The following is a 20,438-nucleotide window of genomic DNA, read 5'->3' on the forward strand; positions in this document are numbered from 1 at the left end:
CTTTTTAGTTATATTTTTTCTTATTTTTATTTTCTTTGTTTGTTTTTTTCTTATTTTTATTTTATTAGGCTATTTTTATCTTATTTTCATATTATTAATTTTTTTAAATTAATCAAGAAAAAACAATTAAAGGATAAAGATATGCAAATAAAAAACAAATAATAAAAAAAGCTGAAAATAGCAAAATTAAAAAAGTAAAGTTTTAAAAAAAGAGAAAATAAGAAGATTTACAATTCGGCTAAATCTTCTTTGGATAAGAGGTTGGCATCTGCATCTTTCAATGCTTTTACACCGTCTTCATAGTTTTCGATTTTAACGACAACAATAGCTTCATCTGTTTTAGAGCTTACGAATGCATATAGGTATTCAACATTTATGCTTTCCTTTTCAAGGATTTCAAGCATGGTGTTAAGGCCGTTAGGTTCGTCTTTAACCCCTACAACAAGTACATCAGTTTCTTTGACTGTGAATTTTTCTTCTTTTAAAGCTTTGATTGCCACTTCATTGTCTGAAACGATTAATCTTAAAATTCCATATTTGGAACTGTCTGCAATGGAAAGAGCTCTAATGTTCACTCCTGCCTGTGACATTGCATTAACCGCTTTTTTTAATTTTCCTTCTTTATTTTCAAGAAATACGGAAAGTTGTTTTACACTCATATTATCACTTTCTTAATAATTGATATAAAATATATTTATTAAAGTTCAACTAATCAAAGTTCCTCTCATCAATCACTCTAATAGCTTTTCCTTCACTTCTTGGTAAGGATTCAGGTTCTACTAAAGTTACATCTACACTAATTCCAATTGCACTTTGGATTTTCTTAGCAATTCTTCTTTCAAATTCTTCAATCTTCTTCATTTCATCAGAGAACAATTCTGAAGAAGTTTCCACTTTCACTTCAATTTCATCAAGTGTTTTTGGTCTGGAAACATGAATTTGATAGTTTGCAGTTAATCCTTCAATTTGCAAGATAGCAGCTTCGATTTGAGATGGGTAAACCATTACTCCCTTGATTTTTAACATGTCGTCGCTTCTACCAGTGATTCTGTCCATTCTAACAGTGGTTCTTCCACAAGGGCATTTATCTCTTCTAAGTGCAGTAATGTCTTTTGTTCTGAATCTGATAACAGGCATTCCTTCTCTTGTAAGGTTGGTTAAGACCAATTCCCCTTTTTGCCCATCTTCAAGGGGTTCTCCAGTTTCGGAGTCGATGATTTCTGGATAGAAATGATCTTCTTGTATGTGTAATCCTGTTTGGTATTCACATTCTGTAGATACTCCCGGACCCATCAATTCAGTTAATCCATAAATGTTATGCGCAGTAATTCCAAGCTTTTCCTCTAAGCTATGTCTCATTTCTTCAGTCCACATCTCAGCTCCGAAAATTCCTGCATGCAAACTGATGCTTTCCGCATTGAATCCTTCTTTTTCAAGGGATTCTGCTAAATACATTGCATAGGAAGGAGTACATGTTAGGATATCGCTTTGGAAGTCTTCCATAATCTTCAATTGTCTTGCAGTGTTTCCTGAAGACATTGGTATAACTGTTGCACCCATTGCCTTTGCACCGTGGTCGATTCCAAATCCTCCAGTGAATAATCCGTATCCGTATGAATTTTGAATTTTAGAGTTTTTGTCTCCTCCAGCCATAGCAATAGCTCTTGCAGTACATTCTCCCCATATGTCTATATCTTTTTGGGTATATCCTGATACAACAGGGGTTCCAGTGGTTCCTGAGGTACTGTGGATTTCTATAATTTCGTCATCTGGTACAGCAAATAATCCGAATGGGTAAGCTTCCCTTAAATCAGCTTTTGTTGTAAATGGTATTTTGCTAATGTCGTCAAGAGTTTTCAAGTCATCTGGATGGAATCCAGCATCATCAAACTTTTTCTTGTAGAATGGGACATTTTCATAAACTCTTTTTACTTGTTGTTGGAATAGGGCAAGTTGCATTTCCTCTTTTTCTTCCCTTTCCATACATTCTGCTTTTTCATTCCAAATCATATAATTTCTCCAATGATTCAATATGTCTTTTGAGTAATAATTTACTTAACATTATAAATTTAAGATTTATTTTGATTTAAAATAATAGTCATATGAATTAAATTATTTTTTAAATAAAACCGTTTTAAAACTTATAATTTAATAACATTATTTAATTTATTTTTAATCATTAATAAGTTTACTAGTTTAAAAATTCTTTTTAATGTATAAATTGTATATTTTTTGTTCATTTCTGCACAGTTTAGTTTTCCAAAATATTCTATTTAATCAATTTATTAACTTTATTAAGACTTAATAAGGTTCCATATATTTTTTAGTAATTTCTAAAAAAATTTATATATAATATAAATTAAAGATTATTGTGTAAAAGTATTATTTATTAAGTTTTACTATTCTAAATGAATTATTTTCTAAAATGATAAATTTGGTTCATTTTTATTAAATATTATTAATTATTTTTTGAATGTTATTTTATAATTGAAATTTTAGAAAAGCGTTTAGGATAAAATATTCAAAAAAATTATTTTTAATACTGATCTTTATTTAGAGGTTTTTGGATGAATTACTTTTTATTAGGAATAGTTTTTATCGTCTATTTTATTATGGTAGGGTATGTCGGATACCTTGCTTGGAAGAGAACTAATTCCTCAGAAGACTTTATGATTGCAGGTAGGGAAACTCACCCATATATCATGGCATTAAGTTATGGGGCTACTTTCATTTCCACTGCAGCTATAGTCGGTTTCGGAGGGGTTGCAGGTAAATACGGTATGGGTATACTTTGGCTTGTATTCTTAAATATTTTCGTAGGGGTTTTCATCGCATTCGTATTCTTTGGTAAAAGAACTCGTAGAATGGGTAAAAATCTTGGATCCCTTACATTTCCAGAGTTTTTAGGCCGCAGATTCAATAGTAAATTCATACAGTACTTTAGTGGAATTTTAATCTTCTGTGCTATGCCGATTTATGCGGCTGTAGTTCTTATTGGTGCAGCAAGATTTATGGAAAGCTCTTTAATGCTTGACTTTAATTTAGCGCTTTTGGTGCTTGCAGTTGTCATCTGTGCTTATGTATTGTTCGGTGGTTTAAAAGGTGTTATGTATACCGATGCATTGCAAGGAACAATCATGTTTGTCGGTATGATAATCTTGCTTGTATTCATTTACTGGGTATTGGGTGGTGTTACTGAAGCAAATACTGCACTTACAAATATGGCTCACCTTTATCCTCCTGATGCTATCGCCGAAGGAGGTACAGGTTGGACAAGTTTCCCAACACTTGGAAGTCCGTTCTGGTGGTCTCTTGTAACCACAACCATTATGGGTGTAGGTATCGGTGCATTGGCTCAACCACAGCTTGCAGTAAGATTCATGACTGTAAAATCTAACAAGGAATTACACAGATCTCTTTTAATCGGTGCTATCTTCATTGCTGTAATGACTTGTACCGCTTATATTGTAGGTTCCTTATCCAATGTATACTTCTATCAGAATTTCGGACAGATTGCAATTGATTATGTTGGTGGAAACATGGATTCAATCATTCCAACATTCATTTCAACAGCGCTTCCGGAATGGTTCGTATACATATTCCTATTGTCATTGCTTGCAGCAGCTATGTCCACTTTAAGTTCTCAGTACCACACTCAAGGAACTGCATTAGGTCATGATATTGTAGATGCAATTAGAAACAGAGGCGGTTCTGATGAGTACAGTGAAGAGGAACTCAATGCAAACAAGGCTGTAGAAGAAAGTAAAATTGGATTTATTTCAGTTAGCCAAGCAGGTATTTTAATAGCAGTTATTCTTTCATTGGTAATTGGTTTAGCATTGCCTGGCAGTATTGTAGCACTTGGTACTTCATTGTTCATGGGATTATGTGCAGCAGCATTCTTGCCGGTTTATTGTGCAGCTTTATTCTGGAAACGCACAACTAAGGAAGGTGCAATTGCAGGACTTTTATCCGGTACATTAACAAGTTTATTCTTGCTTGTATTCGTATTTAAGAAAACTGCAACAGGTCTTGGTATTTGTAAATTCATATTTGGTGTAGACATGTTAATCAATACCATGCCTTGGTATTCAATTGACGTAATGATTTTTGCTATACCTGTTTCTGCAATATTTACCATTGTAGTAAGTTTGCTTACACAACCAATTGATGAAAAAGTCCTTGACAAATCCTTTGAGGGGATTTCTAAAGAATAGGTGATATTATGGTAGTTTTAGGAATTGAAGATCCTTGGATTTGGGGAGCTTATGTATTAATAATTTTAATTACATTAATTTGTATTGTGTATGGTGCATTAAAATGGAACAGTGAGGATTAAATTAAATCTTTATCTTTTTCTTTTCATTCTTTCTATTTTTTTATTTTTTATTTTTTATTTTTTTATTTCTATCGATTTTTTACTTTTTTTTACTTTTTCATAATTATTTTTATTTTCATTTATTTTTTCAAAATATTTATTAATTGATTAAAATAAAAAGAATATTGTTTATTAATTGTTTATTAATATAAAAATTTTCAATTACAATTATTATCTAACTTATTTTCGGAGAGATTTTTATGAGAATAGTTAAGGAATTAGTCGGTAAAGAGGTTTTAGGCAACGACGTAATAAGTATGGGAAAGGTTGTTGATGTTGAGGTTGACCTGGAAGAAAATTTCATAGAATCAATCATAGTATCTAAAGGAGGAATTCAAGAATCCTTAAACATCAGCAAAAGTGAATTGGTAATTCCTTTTGATATGATCAGTAAAATTGGGGACAAGATTATCTTGAAAGACGTTTTCGATGAGGAACTTGCTCAAATGGAAGAGGAAATCGAGGATTTGAAAAGTCAATTATAATTCATTTTTACAAGTTGTGATTTCAATGGTTACAAAAGAGTATTTGATTGAGATATTAAAGGAAAATAAGGTGTTTGAAGAAGGAGATTTCATTCTTGCTTCAGGTAAAAAAAGTAATTATTATGTCAATATGAAAAGGGCCATAACCGAACCTGAAATATTGTCCACTATAGCTAAACTGATCAATGAAAAGGTTGATGATGACATTGATAAGATTGCAGGTCCTGCATTAGGTGCGGTTCCTATTGCAACCGCTGTTTCACTTGAATCAAGAAAACCTCTCTTAATGATTAGAAAAGAGAAAAAAGGTTACGGAACTTCCAAATTGATTGAGGGAGATTTGCTTGAAGGTGACAATGTAATACTTGTTGAAGATGTTACTACCACTGGTGGATCTTTATTAAAAGCAATAAATGCAATACTTGATAATGGAGGAGTAGTTAAAAAAGCATTTGTTGTTGTGGACAGGGAAGAAGGTGCAATGGAGACCTTCGCAAATGAAGGAATCACACTTGAACCATTAATTTCCGTAAGCGAATTTTTTGAATAATTGAATTTAAAAAAACAATCGTTTTTTAATTCTTTTATATTTCTCTTTTTTTCTATTTTTTTATTTTTTAACTTTTTATTTTTTTAATTTTTTATTTTTTTATAGGTTCATTTAATTATTTCATTCTCTTAACCATTTTTTTATTTATTCTTTAGTTGTTTATAAAAATTATTTTGTTGCATGTTTTTTCAAGTGACCTAATTCATCAATAATGATTCCAAGGCCAGTCTTTACTGCATTTGGAGAGCCAGGCATTGCGAATATCATGGTTTTTCTATAGATTCCTGCAGTAGCTCTTGACAATAGGGATCCTGCTCCTAATTCATCATATGAAATAGCTCTGAATATTTCTCCAAATCCCTTGATTTCCTTTTCAAAAAGAGGTTCTATTGTTTCAATGGTGATGTCCCTTGATTCGAGTCCTGTTCCGCCAGTTGTAATGATGACTTCTATTCCATTATCAATCATTTCCTCAATAGTGTGTCTTAATGTGTCAATTTCGTCAGGGATGATTGCGTAAGCATCAACATCATATTTTTTAGCCAATTCCTCTTTTAAGTATTTTCCAGACAAGTCCTTTTCTTCCCCCTCCTTGTCATTGGAAAACCTGTCACTAAGAGTGATTACACCACAGGATACTTTTATAGGTGCTTTCTTTTTATGCAATTCCATAGTTTCGCTTTTCATAAGATCACTTCCATGATTATTTTTTAATAAATTTCTAATTTTTTAAAATTAATATGTTAAATTGATATATTTCATATTAATTTTTATTGATTTCATATAAAATATTTTTTATAATTTATTGAATTTTGCATGTTATTTAAATATGCAATTATACGATTATTACTTAAATTAATATCATTAACTTTATTTATTTAAAATATAAATATATTTATCATGAATGATTTATTTTATATCTTGGATGCGTCTGCATTTATCAATGGCTTTGAACCAAAAAGCCAATTTAACTTCACTGTTTCTCTGATAACCGATGAAGTAAAGGACTTAAAATCCAAGATATTGTTAGATCAAGCTATTGAAGAAGGAAAAATAATAATAAAAGAGCCAAAAGAAGAGTTTATTGAAGAATTGAATGAAATTATCTCCAAATCTGGAGATGATTTGCGTTTATCCGAAGCAGATAAAAAGCTATTGGCTTTAGCTTTAGACTTAAAGAGTGAAAATGAAAACATTAAGGTTTTAACCGATGATTATTCAATGCAGAATGTTTTGAAAATCATTGATATTCCATATGACAGCATAATAACTGAAGGGATTAAGGGAATATACAATTGGGTTAAAACATGTGAAGGATGCAAGAAGGAGTTTGATGCAGACTATCCTTTTGACGATTGTGAAATATGCGGGTCTAAAGTATTTAAAAGAAGAATAAAAACCTATTAAACGTATTTGGTGTGAATATGGAAATTGGTGTAGTTGTACATGGTCCAGGAATAGTTGATTCAGGGTGGGCCGAAAAAATTATTGATATTCTGTCTAATTTTGGTAATGTCAGTTGTCGTTTAGGTGGAACAATGGGCAGAACAGCAGTAATCGATGCCGGATTAGAGGATGTCATTGACATATCATTGAAATTATTGCCTAGTCAATCATTGGAGCTGTTCAACAGGGAACGTGCTGATGTCATTTTCCTATTGAATTATGGAAAGTCTCCTGAAACTGGACGTGTTTTTGGTTATAAGGTATTTACTCATTATTTCAAACAGATTTCCAATGAGGATTTTTTAGCTACCAACCATAAGCCATTGTATGAATCAAGCATTCCTGTTATTCAAATAGAAAGGCCGGGAGAGGAAGATGGTGCAATCATCAGTTGGAATGTGATTTTGAATGAGCAATTGGCTAAAAGCAGAAAAAGCAAAAGGGCACGTTTAGGCTTAGGCGATAAAAATATGCTTGAGTCTCTTTCCTTTAACTTTGAAGAACTATTTGGTGGCTTGAAAGCAGCTTTGGATTTAATTGAAGTCACACCGGAAGAAGTTGTTTCAGACTATTTTTCAAATAATCAAGAGAGTGAAGATGAAAAATCCATTGAAAAGTTATTGCAATCCTATGATGATTATGAAACCAGCAATTACACTTACCGTAAGATTCATGGCGTAAGCCCTGATGAAAATATCTTCATTAATGGAATTGTTGTTGGATATTCCAATGCAGATTCCATTGTCCTCATTGCCCGTGATGGAATGATTGTAGACATCATCAACGGAACCATCAAATATCATGGACTTGAAAAGTTAGGTCCTGTTGATTTGGAAAGGATAATCGTGAAAACCGGTTTGCTTAGAAAATCTGAAGACATCAATCCAAGGATATTGTCTAATAATGATATTTATGTAAATGATATTGAGAGAAATCTTTACTCCGGTGAAATTTCTGAGGATGAGTATTCCTTTAAAGTGGCTTATGTGGATCATGCTGCTTATGACATTTACAAATTCAAGGACTTTGACTTGGTTGTTACAATAGGTGACGACACTTCATTGGTCGCTTCTGACATTTTGTACAGATTCAATATACCAATCATTGGAATCATTGATGGAGATTTGGATAAGGTTGTTGAAAACGGCTTTGTCAATGAAAAATCAATATTCCTTGAAGTCGCTTCCGGTTTTGATGATATTGTCGGCCAATACATCAATGAGGAAATCTTCATGTCAAAGGACACATTTGAAATGCCTTTTGATGAGAAAGACAATTCTGTAGAGGAATTTAAAGCTGTCATATTCAATGTTTTCAAGGATCATCTTGTTGAGAAAGTAAAGGACATAGTTCCAAGCTTTGTCGAAAAGGATTGCGATTATAATGTTATTGACACTTATCAGGAGGTTGTTGATGAAAATCCTGAACTTGTTGAAAATCTGGATGAGTTCATTGATGGATTTGAATATGAGACCTTAGAGGAAGGGGAAGAGATTTATTTGGATGAAAATTATGATTTTCCACTTGAAGAATATGCTGCTGATGATTTTGAGGAACTTTCCGATGCTCAACTTGAAGAGCTGTTAGTTGAACATGGATCCGGTGAATACGAAGAAGTCTATTTCGATGAAGAGATTTATCTTGATGATGAAGTTTATCCTGATGAAGAGGATTCCATTTATTATGATGAGGTTCCATTAGAAGAAACTGCCGACGAGCCTTTAGTTGAGGAAATCTATGTTGAACATGGTAACGATGAGCATTTCGTTGAAGAGATTTATGTTGAACATGATAAAGGAGAACCTTTAGTTGAAGAGGTTTATGTTGAGCGTGATTCAGATGAGCCTATGGTTGAGGAGATTTTTGTTGAGCATGATGACGAAGAGGTCATTTATGAAGATGTTCCAGTTGAAGAGGTTTATCTGGATGAAAACTTAAATGATGTTTCTTCAGAAGAGTCTATTGGTGAATATGCAGATGAATCCGATGGATGGGCTGAATATATTGAAGAGGAATTTGGAGATTCAGTTGATGATTCACAGGAATCCGACGATTCTGATAGGCAGAATTGATTTATTTAATTATTTTTATAGCCAATTATTGAGCAAATTATTGATTTAATATCTAAATTATTTTAAATTATTTTTATTATTAAAGGTGTAATGATGGATTTTGAAGAACTTGTTAAATCACTTCAGGGATTTGTAGGAGTCAGCCGTAAGAATTCCATTGAAAAAGTTACAAAAACCTTAGGTGAAGTCTATAATATCTCTGGTGAAGTCCTTCTTGACTTTGGAGATGATGCTTCAGCTATTGACATTGGAAACAATCAGGTTATATTGCTTGCTGCCGATGGGATTTGGGGCCAATTGATGAGTGTAAATCCTTATTGGGCGGGTTATTGTTCCGTGCTTGTAAACGTTAATGACATTGCAGCTATGGGGGGAAAGCCAATAGCTATGGTAAATACAATGTCCATTTTTGATGATGAAATCTATGATGATCTTCTTCAAGGTATTGTTGATGGATGCAAGAAGTTCAATGTCCCTATGGTTGGAGGGCACCTTCACCCAGATTCTGAATTCAATTCATTGGATGTGGCTATTGCAGGTATTGCAAAGAAAGATTCATTAATCACCTCTGCAGGTGCAAGCGTTGGCGATAAGGTCATTGTAGCTATTGATACTGATGGCAGACAGCATCCTCAATTTGCTTTAAATTGGGACACCACCTATGAAAAGGATGACAAGTTGGTTCAAGATCAAATAAAGGTCATGCAGGAAATTGCTGAAGCACATCTTCCTACAGCTGGAAAGGATATCAGTAATCCGGGAACATTAGGCACTTTAGAGATGCTTCTTGAGGCATCTGGTGTTGGTGCTTGCGTCAACCTTGATTTGATTCCAAGAAATCCTGATGTCTCTTGGGAAGATTGGCTAATGGCTTATCCTGGAGCGGCATTCATTTTGACTGCTAAAGAGGAAAACTGCCAAAAGATCATTGACACCTTAAGCCCATATTCATTTGAAGTTGCTGTTGTTGGTGATGTAATAGAAGAAAAAGTTCTTTATTTGGAACATGGTGATGAAAAAGCAGTTTTATTCTCTCAGGAAAAGAATCCTGTATTGAAAATGAATGAATAAATTAATTTTTTCATTTTTCAAATTTTTTAATTTTCATCTTTTTTAACTTTTTCATAATTTTTATTAATTGTTCTTTATTTTACGTATAACTTATTATTCGTATTTTATTTTCTTTTTATTAGATTTAAAATCCTTTAAAATTTTATTTTTTTAAATTTTTTTCTTAGTTTTAATGATTTGAAACAAATTTTTACTATAATTTCTATTTTTATTAAAAAATTTTATCATATTGTTTTATAATTTTTATTAAAAATTATTCATTCTCTAATTTATTAAAACTTAAACAATATTTATTATTTTTTGCTTTTATTTGTCATAACTTGCATTTTTGACATTATTTTTAATATTTTTTTGATTAAATGACACTATTTTATATAATATGATTTTCTTAAATAAATATGTAGATTAGATTTTTTTATTTATCTAATTTATAATATATTATAAATTAAAAATATTTGGTGTAAATATGAATAAAAAAATAGGAATTATATTAGGAGCTGCATTATTAGTCTTCTTATTAATCGGTGCTTCCAGCGCAGGTTTCTTTGATTTCTTAGGTGGAGATGAAGCAGCTACTGTTAACGATGACAGCACTTTAGTTGTTGGTTTCGACGCAGAATTCCCTCCATATGGATATAAAGATGACAGTGGGGAATATGTTGGATTTGACTTAGACTTAGCTCAAGAAGTCTGTGACAGAAATAACTGGACTTTAGTAAAACAACCAATAGATTGGGATGCTAAAGACAGTGAATTAGACTCTGGTTCTATCGACTGTATTTGGAACGGATTTACCATCAACGGTAGAGAAAACGATTACACCTGGTCTGAACCATATATTGACAACAAACAAGTTATTGTTGTAAAAGCTGATTCAGGTATCAACGATTTAGATGACTTAGAAGGCAAAATCGTAGAAACCCAAAAAGATTCCTCTGCATTAGCAGCTCTTGAAGGAGATCAAAAACCTTTAGCAGACACCTTTGATTCCTTAACTCAAATTGCTGACTATAACACTGCATTCATGGACTTAGAATCCGGTGCTTGTGACGCAGTTGCAATCGATATTGGTGTAGCTCAATACCAAATCAGCCAAAAAGGCAGTGACCAATACAAAATATTAGATGAGGAAATCTCTTCTGAACAATATGGTGTAGGTTTCAAAAAAGGTAATGATGAGTTAAAAGACCAAATCCAAGCTACTTTAGACGAAATGTTTGAAGACGGAACCGTTGCAAAAATTGCACAAAAATACGATGAATTTGGTGTTCCAGGTTCTCTTATTCAAAAATAAGTGATATATTCTTAGTTTATGCATAATTTATTATGTATAAACTTTTTTTTATTCTTTATAAATCCAGTAAATTTAGTAAATTTAAATAAATTATTTAAAAAGCCTATTTCTGTTTAAATTCATTTAAATAATTTATTTAAGTTTATTAGTGATTTATATTCATTTTGGAGAATTCTAAATGTTATTAAGTAAAATTATTGAAGAATTGATGTGGGGTATGGGTACTTCCATTGAAATATTCTTGCTTACTTTACTCTTTTCCATTCCATTAGGTCTTGTAGTGGCCGCTGGAAGAATGAGCAGTTTTAAGCCATTGCAATGGTTTATGAAAGCTTATATTTCAATTATGAGAGGTACTCCATTGATGCTGCAATTGATTGTGGTGTTCTTTGGACCATACTATATATTCGGTATGACTCTTTCAAGGGAATTCAGGATGATTGCAGTTATCATTGCATTCACCATCAACTATGCGGCATACTTTGCAGAGATTTTCCGTGGTGGAATCGAATCCATTCCAAATGGCCAGTATGAAGCTGCACAAGTATTAGGTTATAATAGATTAGAGACATTCTTTATCATTATCTTACCACAAGTAATCAAGATTGTGCTTCCTTCAATTACAAATGAGGTCATTACTTTGGTAAAGGATACATCTCTTTCATTTGTTCTTGCAATTCCAGAAATGTTCACTGTTGCAAAACAGATTGCAGCAGCTGAAGCATCCATTTCAGCATTGCTGATTGCAGGTGGTTTCTATTATGTATTCAATGCATTCGTGGCATTTGTAATGGAACGCTTTGAAAAGAGATTGGATTATTACGATACATAAAATTGGAGAGATATCATGAGTTTATTGGAAGTTAAAAATCTAAAGAAAAGTTTCGGTGACAATGTAGTTTTAAAGGATATCTCTTTCAATGTTGAAAAGGGAGAAGTATTATCCATTATTGGTCCTTCTGGATCAGGTAAATCCACATTGCTTAGATGCATTACTGATTTGGAGACTGAGGATAGTGGGGAAATCAATTTTGATGGAACATTCGGTTTAGTGTTCCAGAACTTCAACTTGTTCCCTCATCATTCTGTAATGAAGAATATTGCAAATGCTCCTATAAGGGTTCAAAAAAGAGACAAGGATGAGGTTTATGCTCATGCAAAAGACTTGCTAAAAAAGATGGGTCTTGAAGATAAGGAAGATGCTTATCCTTCTGAACTCTCTGGTGGACAGCAGCAAAGGGTATCCATTGCAAGAGCACTTTGTATGGATCCGGATATTCTCTTCTTTGATGAGCCTACTTCTGCACTTGACCCAGAGCTTACAGGTGAGATCTTGCAGGTAATCAAGGATTTGGCTGCAGAGCATATGACAATGGTAATTGTAACTCACGAGATGAACTTTGCTCGTAATGTGTCTGATACCATCATTTTCATGGATGGTGGAGTCATTGTAGAGCAAGGAGCACCTGAAGAAGTATTCTCATCAGACAACCAAAGAATGAAAGATTTCTTAGGTAAATTCTATGAATAGATAGAATTTACTTTTTCCTATTTTTCTAAAAAATTATTATTATTTTTAGTTCTTTTTTTATTTCATTTTTTAAATATGATTTTTAATATTCATTGTACTATTTTTATTATTAAAATTAATTTAAAAACTATTTTATATTATTAATAATATAAATATATTTAATTTATAAAATTGAGGTATTTTTTAATTTTGAATTTACTCTCATTTTATAATATTGTCAAATTTTAACTTTAGATAATAATTATTATTTTATAAATAAAGAGGCAAGCCTATGTTAATTAAAATTAATGGAGAAGATGCGGATATTCCTGAAGGTTCTACCATTAAGGATGCAATTGAAATTTCAAATGCTCCTTACAAGAAAGGAAGTATCGTTTGTCTTATCAAGGGAGAAAGCGAAATACAAAGCAACATTCTCAAGTATAAGATCAAAACACCTAAGGGAAGTATTCTCATTGAATTGGAAGTTTCTGAAAAATCACAACCTTTAACTGATTTCTTCAAGGAAAACTATTCTCAGTTTATCTCTAATAATGTTCGTTGGGAAACATCTAATGAAGTGGCTATAGGTCCTGTAAGCTCTAATTTCGAACCTTCACATGATGAATTTGCATATTTCGATAATGAGGTATTGATTAGCTTATCTGGATTCTCTGCTGATGCCACTCACATAATCTTTGTCAAGGATGACCACAAGAACGTTTACGGTGTTCCAAAATACAGTGACCGTGGAGTCTTTGCAAGGGTTATAGGTGGAAGAAAAACATTATTCTCGCTTACTGGTGATGATGAAATCCTAGCTATTGAACCTGTAATTGAGCGAAGTACCGTTAGAGAGAGTACTGGAGGTTCCAATTTGGACGAGGTTTTAGAGGAAGGAAATCAATTGTTCACCTATGTTCTTTTTGAACCTAACTTCAATTCCCCTAAATCTGTTGAACACTTGTTCTCACTTATTAGGAACGACAAGATTGAAGTTAGCTTCGAATCCAACTCATTTGTAGGTTTCTATGAGCTCACAGGTTTAACCAAAGAGAAGGAAGAAATCACTGAACGTAAAAGGGGAACAGTTACCTTGAGAAATGATGGATTCGGTAAAGGTAGGGTTTACATTTATAGAGAAGACAGAGTAAGGGCTGAAACCCACACCAATTTGGCTACCGTCAAGCAAGGTATGGAATTGTTTGACATAGCAAAAGAGGGAGATTTCATTACTGTAAGGAGCAGTCCTGATAGAATCATGCTTATGATGATGACTCAAAAAGAGGCAGAAGAAAAACTTGAGTCATTAGGTATCAAGCATATCAAAACAGGTAATGAGGATGATAATGCAATTGTCGTGACTCAGGAACCTGAAAGCACTGTTGGCATCCTTGAAGCTGGTGAAGTGACTACCTTGGGTATTGCAAGTGATGAACTCTTAAAAGTCAAGTTAACCGATAAGGCTCCAAGAACCAGATGGTATCTTGAGAAAATAACTGGTCTTGCAGAAAAGCCTGTTGGAACATTAAAGGTTTACTTTGCTGTTCCTGACATGAACATGTTCATGTTCAATGGTGACAATAATGAATCCAAGGGACTTATTCCTGAAAACAATCCAACTGACATTATGAAAGCTGGAGAGATAGGTGTAACCAACATGTCCAAGAAGAATGTGGGACTTGTTGGTATAAGGACCATTGACACCACTGATTTCGGACCTACTGGTGAACCGTTCTCAGCTACAAACGTTGTTGGTGAAGTTGTTGGAAACATTGAAGGCTTGAACAAGCTTAAAGATGGAAGCACTCTTTATATTCATGAAGTATACGAGGATGAGGAATAGGAGGAATGATTATGCCTGCAAATTTATGTATAACTCCAGATTTAGGTAAAGAGGATATGGATCCAGAAGTTTCAACAAGGATGATCATTTTAAGTTCAAAGGCAAATGTAAGTGAAAGTGAAGTAGTGAACTTCCTTCATATGTTGAATTTGCCTATTACAATCAAATGGACTTGTTATGGGGCTATGATTAGTGGAAAGGATGAATATGTGAGAGAAGCTATTCGTGAGCTCCGTAAATTAGACCCTTATGGAATTTTTACAAAGGAAAGAGGTTTTGCTCCTGGTGACCCAAGAAGATGTAGAGGTCACAGATACGGACCAAGAGAAGGTTTCCACCAAATGGAAAAGGAATTCAGAATTCTTGATTATGTGGGAGAAGCTTTAAAGAATCCTAAGGAAGTTGTAATTGAGAAAAAGGAACCTGTTTCTGTTGATTACTTCAAAGAGATTTTAGAAGAAGAAGAAAATAAAAGAGAGGATGATAAACAATAAGAAAACTTTTTAAATGGGATTGTTTGCAAAAAGTTTTCTTTGATTATATTAAGAGGATGATATTATGGTAAAAGTAGCTATTTATCCACCAAATTCATTGGTTCTAGCTGACTTGATTGAGAGAAAAGGTCACACTCCTTTAGCTCTTCAAAAACAAATTAGACAAAAGATTAAGGATCCGGAGATTGATTCTCCTCCAATGAATATTACAGAAGAAGATCCAATTAACGGATTGAAGTATGCAGCTATTGAAGTGCCTTCAGGAGTTCGTGGAAGAATGTCCATTATTGGACCTCTTATAGATGCAGCAGAAGCAGCAATCATTGTTGATGGAGCTCCATTTGGTTTTGGTTGTGTAGGATGTGCAAGAACAAATGAATTATCAATTTTCTGTTTACGTAAAAAAGACATACCTGTCTTGGAAGTGGTTTACCCTGATGATGAGGATGGAACAAGGCTTATGGTAAATCAAATCATGGAATTCCTTGATTCCTTGCCTGGTGGCGGAGGAGACCTTGAAGGAGACAGTGATGTTTTAGGCGAACCTATTGGAAATAAAGGAGGAAAATAATATGGTGCAGATTGCATTGGTTTCCTGTGGTACTGAATACAGTGGTATCCAAAAGGAAATTGAAAAGGCAGCTTTAAAATTTGGAGCAGAAATTATTCTTCCTGAAATTGATTTGGATTACATTAATGAAGCTTATGAGAAATTCGGTTTCTCTGCTCAAAGTTCAAGCTTAAAGCTTATGATTGCAAGGGCAATGTCCATTGTAGAAGGTAAATGCAAGCCTGATGCAGTATTCATTGCAACTTGTTTCAGATGTGCAGAAGGTGCATTGGTCAGAAATGAAGTTAGACGTTTCATTCAAAACAATACCCGCATTCCAGTAGTAACTTATTCCTTTACTGAAAGGACTAAAGCGGATGAGCTCTTTATCCGTATGGAAGCATTGGCTACCACTGTTACACGTAGAAGCATTCTTGCTCGTGAAAAGCAAGAAGGCCTTACCCTTGGGCTTGACTCTGGTTCAACAACTACAAAAGCAGTTCTTATGGAAAACAACAAGGTTATTGGTACAGGTTGGACTTCCACAAAAGATATCATTGCGTCTGCTCAAACTGCAGCTGCAGAAGCATTTGAAGGAACTGGCTACAAATGGGAAGATGTTGAGGGTATAGGAACTACCGGTTACGGTAGATTCACTATGGGTCAGGAATTTGGAGCTGAACTTATCCAAGAGGAATTGTCTGTAAACGCAAAAGGTGCAGTATACTTGGCTGATTGCCAAAAAGGTGAAGCTACAGTACTTGATATCGGTGGTATGGATAACAAGGTAATTACCGTAAACAATGGTATTCCGGACAACTTCACTATGGGTGGTATCTGTGCAGGTGCATCCGGAAGATTCTTGGACATGACTTCAAGGAGGTTAGATGTAGATATTACAGAACTTGGACCTCTTGCTGTACAAGGTGATTGGAGAAAAGCTATGCTTAACTCCTATTGTATTGTATTCGGTATTCAAGACTTGGTTACCACTCTTGCTGCCGGGGGATCTAAAGCAGACGTAGCAGCTGCTGCATGTCACTCCGTATCTGAACAGGTTTATGAACAGCAATTGCAGGAAATTGACATTCGTGAACCTTTAATCCAAGTAGGAGGAACCAGTTTGATTTCAGGACTTGTTGAGGCGGTAAGTGAAACTTTAGGTGGAATTGAAGTTATCGTACCTGAATACTCACAGCATATTGGCGCAGTAGGTGCAGCATTGCTTGTATCTGGTATGGGAAATAGACATGAATAGATTTAAGCTTAAACAAGCTTTTTTCTATTTCTTTTAAAGAAGTGATTATATGTATATTGAATCAAATGACCCTGAAGGAGCAAAAGTCTACGATATGATCATCAGGCAAATATTGCAGGATTTGGTCTTGCCACCTTCCATTGATGACATGAGAGCTTATGTCAATCCAGATGAGGTATGCTTCATCATAGCGATAAAGATGAGAAAGACTTCCAAGCAGATTACATTGAAGGAGGTCGCTAAAGTAAATTATGAAGCTGATGATGACACCACTGTTGTTTTGATAGATGATGAAAACTATCTTCCAAATATCTTAAGAACCCTTTGGAAGACCAATGGTAGGGAAAACGTTCACCAGCCAAGCAGATATGTCATTCACATGAAAGGAGAGCATGAAGTGTCTGATTTGGTAGTGGATGATCCTCATGAAAACCTTAAGAGAAGAATCTATGATGCAATATTCAGAATAGTTCCTGAGGGATTCAAGATAATGAAGGATATTTCCCGTGACGATATAGTTTCTGTCATAGCTACTGATGAGCTCATAAAAGATGAATGGGTTGAAAAGGCTGAAGGATATATTGTAGAATTGAACACTCCTAAGACTTGGGATTAAATTTAGTTCGCATAATTGATTAAATCTTTTTAGATTTAATCTATTTATTTTTTTAAATCATTAAATTTTCATTTTATAATGTTGTTTTAATTTTTTGTCCAATTTTTCATTGATTTTTTAAAACGGTTCGTAATTTTCAATAGTTTGTTCGTATATGTTAGAAACAAATAGGAAGCTTTAAATAATATATTGTTAATAACAATAGTTATAAGTTTAACCTTAAACGAATGAATTTAACGAATGAATTTTGTTAATTGTAATGGGATAAATTAAAATTGGAGAAAAAATTAATTTAATTAATGACTATTAATTTAATGATAAGTTAATTAAAGAATAAATTAATTAAAATGATTATAATGATTAAAATATTGTGTTGAGGTAATACTATGACTAAAAAAGATTTAACTTGTGGAGGAAGTCATAAAGGTGCAAAATTTGCACACATTACAAAAGTGCATCCATGCTATAATGAAAAATTGCATGATAAGGTAGGAAGAGTTCACGTACCTATTGCTCCTAAATGTAATATTGGATGTAATTTCTGTATAAGATCAATTAATACTGAAGAGGATAGGCCGGGAGTTGCAGGTTCCATTATGGATGCAGACGCTGCAGTGGAACATGTATTGAATGTAACTGAAGACAGTGCAATCACTGTTGTTGGTGTTGCAGGTCCTGGAGATTCATTAGCTAATGAAGCTACTTTTGAGTTCTTTGAAAAAATTAATGAAGCAAAGCCTGATTTAATTAAATGTATGAGTACAAATGGTCTTTTGCTTCCTAAGTATGCTGAAAGAATTGCGGAGCTTGGAGTAAATACTGTAACTGTTACAGTGAATGCTGTTGATCCTGAAATCCTAAAGGATATCAATGGATTCATTGTCTATGAAGGCAAAGCATACAAAGGACTTGAAGCAGCTGAAATTCTCTCCAGAAACCAATTGGAAGGAATCAAGAAAATCACTGATCTTGGTGTAGTTGTAAAAGTCAACATTGTTCTTATTCCTGGATTGAATGATGAGCATATTGTGGAAATCGCTAAAACAGTAAAAGAATGCGGTGCAGACTTAGTGAATGTTCTCCCACTCATTCCATTAAACAAGATGGCTGATTATCCAAGACCTGGATGTGGAGAGATTGAAAAGGCACGTAGTGATGTTGAAGAGTATCTTCCAGTATTCAGAGCATGCACTCAATGTAGAGCAGACGCTTATGGAATTCCTGGTAAGAAACACGAAGACCATCACTTAGGAAATGCTCCTCAGTCTCACTTCTAAGTGATTAAATTTATTTAAATAGGATTTTTTCCTATCTTACTTTTTTTACTTATTTTTTTTTTTTACGCATTGCTTTTTTTAGTTTTTTTAACTATTTTTTCTATGAAATTTTTTATAATAATCTATTTATTTTAAAAAGACCAATATTTAATTGTATTTTAACAATTTTTATTTCATTAATCGATTATTTTTATTATTAATTATTTTCATGTGATTATTATGAGAACTTTAGAATGGGAAGACAATAAATTAAAGCTTATAGATCAAACAAAATTGCCTGATGAATTGACTTATGTTTATTGCAGCACTTATCAGGAAGTTATAGATGCAATCAAGACAATGGTTGTTCGTGGAGCTCCTGCAATAGGTGTTTCAGCTGCTTTCGGTATGGCACTTGCCCAAATTGCTGGGGAAGATATGGAAAAGGTTGCTGTAGAGATGAAAAATGCAAGACCTACAGCTGTAAATCTTATGTGGGCAGTTGACAGAGTTATGAAAGCGGACAATATGTTGAATGAAGCAATGGCAATGGCTGGAGAAGACATAAACACTAACTTAACCATTGGTGAATATGGTGCTGAGCTTATTGATGATGGGGATACGATCTTAACCCACTGTAATGCTGGTGCGCTTGCATGTGTGGACTATGGCACTGCATTAGGTGTTTTCCGTTCTGCATTCAATCAAGGAAAGGACATTCAAGTCATCTGTGATGAAACCCGTCCAAGAGGACAAGGCGCAAGTTTAAGCGTTTGGGAAATGCAACAGGAAGGAATTCCTGTAAAGTTGATTCCAGATGTTGCAAGCGGTTATCTAATGTCAATCGGAAAGATTGATAAGGTAGTAATCGGTGCAGATAGGGTGGCTTATGACGGCATTGCAAACAAGATTGGTTCATTTATGGTTGCTCTTGCTGCTAAAAGATTTGACATTCCATTTTATATTGCAGCTCCATTCAGTACCTTTGATAAGGAGATTTCCATCTTTGATACAGTTATTGAAGAACGTGATCCTAACGAAGTAATCTTCTATGGTGGTGCCAGAATATGTCCTGAAGGAACTGAAGTAATCAATCCTGCTTTTGATATAGTTCCTAAAGACCTAATCACAGGAATCATTACAGAAAAAGGAGTAATTGATTTAAACAATTTAGAAAAGGACTTTAAGGATCTTTTTTAATATTTTTTCCGATAGGGTGAGGAAAAATGTTAATAGATTTTAATGAACTTAAAGAAATCACAATTCCAAATATGAATGGTGGGGAAGGGAAGGTAATTGCAAAAATGGATGTGAATGATTGTGGGAGATTTATTCAAACTGTCATTCCACCTAAATCATCAATTGGGCCTCATCTTCAGGAAACAAATGATGATATAAATCTCATTGTCTCTGGTGAAGGGATTGCAATATGTGATGATTCAGAAGAGATTTTAAAAGCTGGAACTTGTCATGTTTGTCCAAAGGGATCCACTCATTCCATAATAAATGCGGGTGATGAGGATTTGGTGTTTTATACTGTGGTTCCTCAAAAATAATATTTTTCTATTTTAATAATTTTTTAATAATTTTTTAATTATTTTTTTAATCTATT

At 33.6% G+C, this 20,438-nt stretch carries 21 protein-coding genes; 18 read left to right on the forward strand and 3 right to left on the reverse strand.

Going from position 1 to position 20,438, the window contains the following annotated elements:
• Positions 1–227 precede the first annotated feature (227 nt).
• Together VW161_RS03565 and VW161_RS03570 are read right to left on the reverse strand one after the other, a co-directional pair.
• Complete coding sequence (locus VW161_RS03565; protein WP_304086200.1) at positions 228–659, reverse strand: acetolactate synthase; 432 nt, start codon at positions 657–659, stop codon at positions 228–230.
• Between the two features lie 49 nt (positions 660–708).
• Positions 709–2,010, reverse strand: a complete 1,302-nt coding sequence (locus VW161_RS03570) for a phenylacetate--CoA ligase family protein (protein ID WP_304086198.1) — start codon at positions 2,008–2,010, stop codon at positions 709–711.
• A 557-nt stretch (positions 2,011–2,567) separates the two neighbouring features.
• On the opposite strand from VW161_RS03570, the gene VW161_RS03575 reads away from it, so the two are divergent.
• From VW161_RS03575 to pyrE, 4 genes are all read left to right on the forward strand, one after another.
• Positions 2,568–4,217 (forward strand): sodium:solute symporter family protein, encoded by a 1,650-nt coding sequence (locus tag VW161_RS03575; protein ID WP_325192716.1) that lies wholly within the window; start codon positions 2,568–2,570, stop codon positions 4,215–4,217.
• A gap of 8 nt (positions 4,218–4,225) precedes the next feature.
• The gene (locus VW161_RS03580; RefSeq protein ID WP_325192717.1) at positions 4,226–4,339 is read left to right on the forward strand and encodes a symporter small accessory protein; all 114 of its coding nucleotides are present in this window, start codon (positions 4,226–4,228) and stop codon (positions 4,337–4,339) included.
• A gap of 239 nt (positions 4,340–4,578) precedes the next feature.
• Positions 4,579–4,863, forward strand: a complete 285-nt coding sequence (locus VW161_RS03585) for a PRC-barrel domain-containing protein (protein ID WP_304102814.1) — start codon at positions 4,579–4,581, stop codon at positions 4,861–4,863.
• Between the two features lie 25 nt (positions 4,864–4,888).
• A complete protein-coding gene (pyrE, locus tag VW161_RS03590) occupies positions 4,889–5,413 on the forward strand; it encodes an orotate phosphoribosyltransferase (protein WP_304093270.1) in 525 nt (174 codons plus the stop codon).
• Between the two features lie 168 nt (positions 5,414–5,581).
• On the opposite strand, the gene VW161_RS03595 is transcribed toward pyrE, so the two are convergent.
• On the reverse strand, positions 5,582–6,100 hold the full coding sequence (locus VW161_RS03595; RefSeq protein WP_325192718.1) for a MogA/MoaB family molybdenum cofactor biosynthesis protein: 519 nt from the start codon (positions 6,098–6,100) through the stop codon (positions 5,582–5,584).
• Between the two features lie 213 nt (positions 6,101–6,313).
• Between VW161_RS03595 and VW161_RS03600 the strand changes: the two genes are divergently transcribed.
• From VW161_RS03600 to VW161_RS03665, 14 genes are all read left to right on the forward strand, one after another.
• Entirely contained in the window at positions 6,314–6,820 is a 507-nt protein-coding gene (locus tag VW161_RS03600; protein ID WP_304086185.1) for a ribonuclease VapC, read from the forward strand.
• A gap of 17 nt (positions 6,821–6,837) precedes the next feature.
• Positions 6,838–8,931, forward strand: coding sequence for a DUF2117 domain-containing protein (locus VW161_RS08905; protein WP_442919852.1), 2,094 nt, complete (start codon positions 6,838–6,840; stop codon positions 8,929–8,931).
• A 75-nt stretch (positions 8,932–9,006) separates the two neighbouring features.
• Positions 9,007–10,002 (forward strand): methanogenesis marker 2 protein, encoded by a 996-nt coding sequence (locus VW161_RS03610; RefSeq protein ID WP_304086259.1) that lies wholly within the window; start codon positions 9,007–9,009, stop codon positions 10,000–10,002.
• 466 nt (positions 10,003–10,468) lie between these two features.
• Positions 10,469–11,296, forward strand: a complete 828-nt coding sequence (locus VW161_RS03615; protein WP_304086182.1) for an amino acid ABC transporter substrate-binding protein — start codon at positions 10,469–10,471, stop codon at positions 11,294–11,296.
• 178 nt (positions 11,297–11,474) lie between these two features.
• On the forward strand, positions 11,475–12,128 hold the full coding sequence (locus tag VW161_RS03620) for an amino acid ABC transporter permease (RefSeq protein ID WP_304086180.1): 654 nt from the start codon (positions 11,475–11,477) through the stop codon (positions 12,126–12,128).
• Between the two features lie 15 nt (positions 12,129–12,143).
• The gene (locus tag VW161_RS03625; protein ID WP_304086178.1) at positions 12,144–12,827 is read left to right on the forward strand and encodes an amino acid ABC transporter ATP-binding protein; all 684 of its coding nucleotides are present in this window, start codon (positions 12,144–12,146) and stop codon (positions 12,825–12,827) included.
• A gap of 271 nt (positions 12,828–13,098) precedes the next feature.
• On the forward strand, positions 13,099–14,652 hold the full coding sequence (gene mmp3 / locus VW161_RS03630; protein ID WP_304086176.1) for a methyl-coenzyme M reductase-associated protein Mmp3: 1,554 nt from the start codon (positions 13,099–13,101) through the stop codon (positions 14,650–14,652).
• Between the two features lie 11 nt (positions 14,653–14,663).
• Positions 14,664–15,146, forward strand: coding sequence for a methanogenesis marker 6 protein (locus VW161_RS03635; protein WP_304086174.1), 483 nt, complete (start codon positions 14,664–14,666; stop codon positions 15,144–15,146).
• Between the two features lie 64 nt (positions 15,147–15,210).
• Positions 15,211–15,717 (forward strand): methanogenesis marker 5 protein, encoded by a 507-nt coding sequence (locus VW161_RS03640; RefSeq protein ID WP_304086172.1) that lies wholly within the window; start codon positions 15,211–15,213, stop codon positions 15,715–15,717.
• Between the two features lies 1 nt (position 15,718).
• Positions 15,719–16,954: a methanogenesis marker 15 protein gene (locus tag VW161_RS03645; protein WP_304086256.1), complete on the forward strand. Its 1,236-nt coding sequence runs from the start codon at positions 15,719–15,721 to the stop codon at positions 16,952–16,954.
• Positions 16,955–17,003: 49 nt separating this feature from the next.
• Positions 17,004–17,570, forward strand: coding sequence for a methanogenesis marker 17 protein (locus VW161_RS03650; protein WP_304086170.1), 567 nt, complete (start codon positions 17,004–17,006; stop codon positions 17,568–17,570).
• Positions 17,571–17,956: 386 nt separating this feature from the next.
• The gene (locus VW161_RS03655; RefSeq protein WP_304086168.1) at positions 17,957–18,847 is read left to right on the forward strand and encodes a radical SAM protein; all 891 of its coding nucleotides are present in this window, start codon (positions 17,957–17,959) and stop codon (positions 18,845–18,847) included.
• Between the two features lie 219 nt (positions 18,848–19,066).
• Positions 19,067–20,026 (forward strand): S-methyl-5-thioribose-1-phosphate isomerase, encoded by a 960-nt coding sequence (gene mtnA, locus VW161_RS03660; RefSeq protein WP_325192719.1) that lies wholly within the window; start codon positions 19,067–19,069, stop codon positions 20,024–20,026.
• 26 nt (positions 20,027–20,052) lie between these two features.
• Positions 20,053–20,382: a cupin domain-containing protein gene (locus tag VW161_RS03665; RefSeq protein ID WP_304093007.1), complete on the forward strand. Its 330-nt coding sequence runs from the start codon at positions 20,053–20,055 to the stop codon at positions 20,380–20,382.
• Positions 20,383–20,438 lie beyond the last annotated feature (56 nt).

The sequence above is a fragment of the Methanobrevibacter ruminantium genome (assembly GCF_016294135.1).
GTDB classification, from domain to species: domain Archaea; phylum Methanobacteriota; class Methanobacteria; order Methanobacteriales; family Methanobacteriaceae; genus Methanobrevibacter; species Methanobrevibacter ruminantium_A.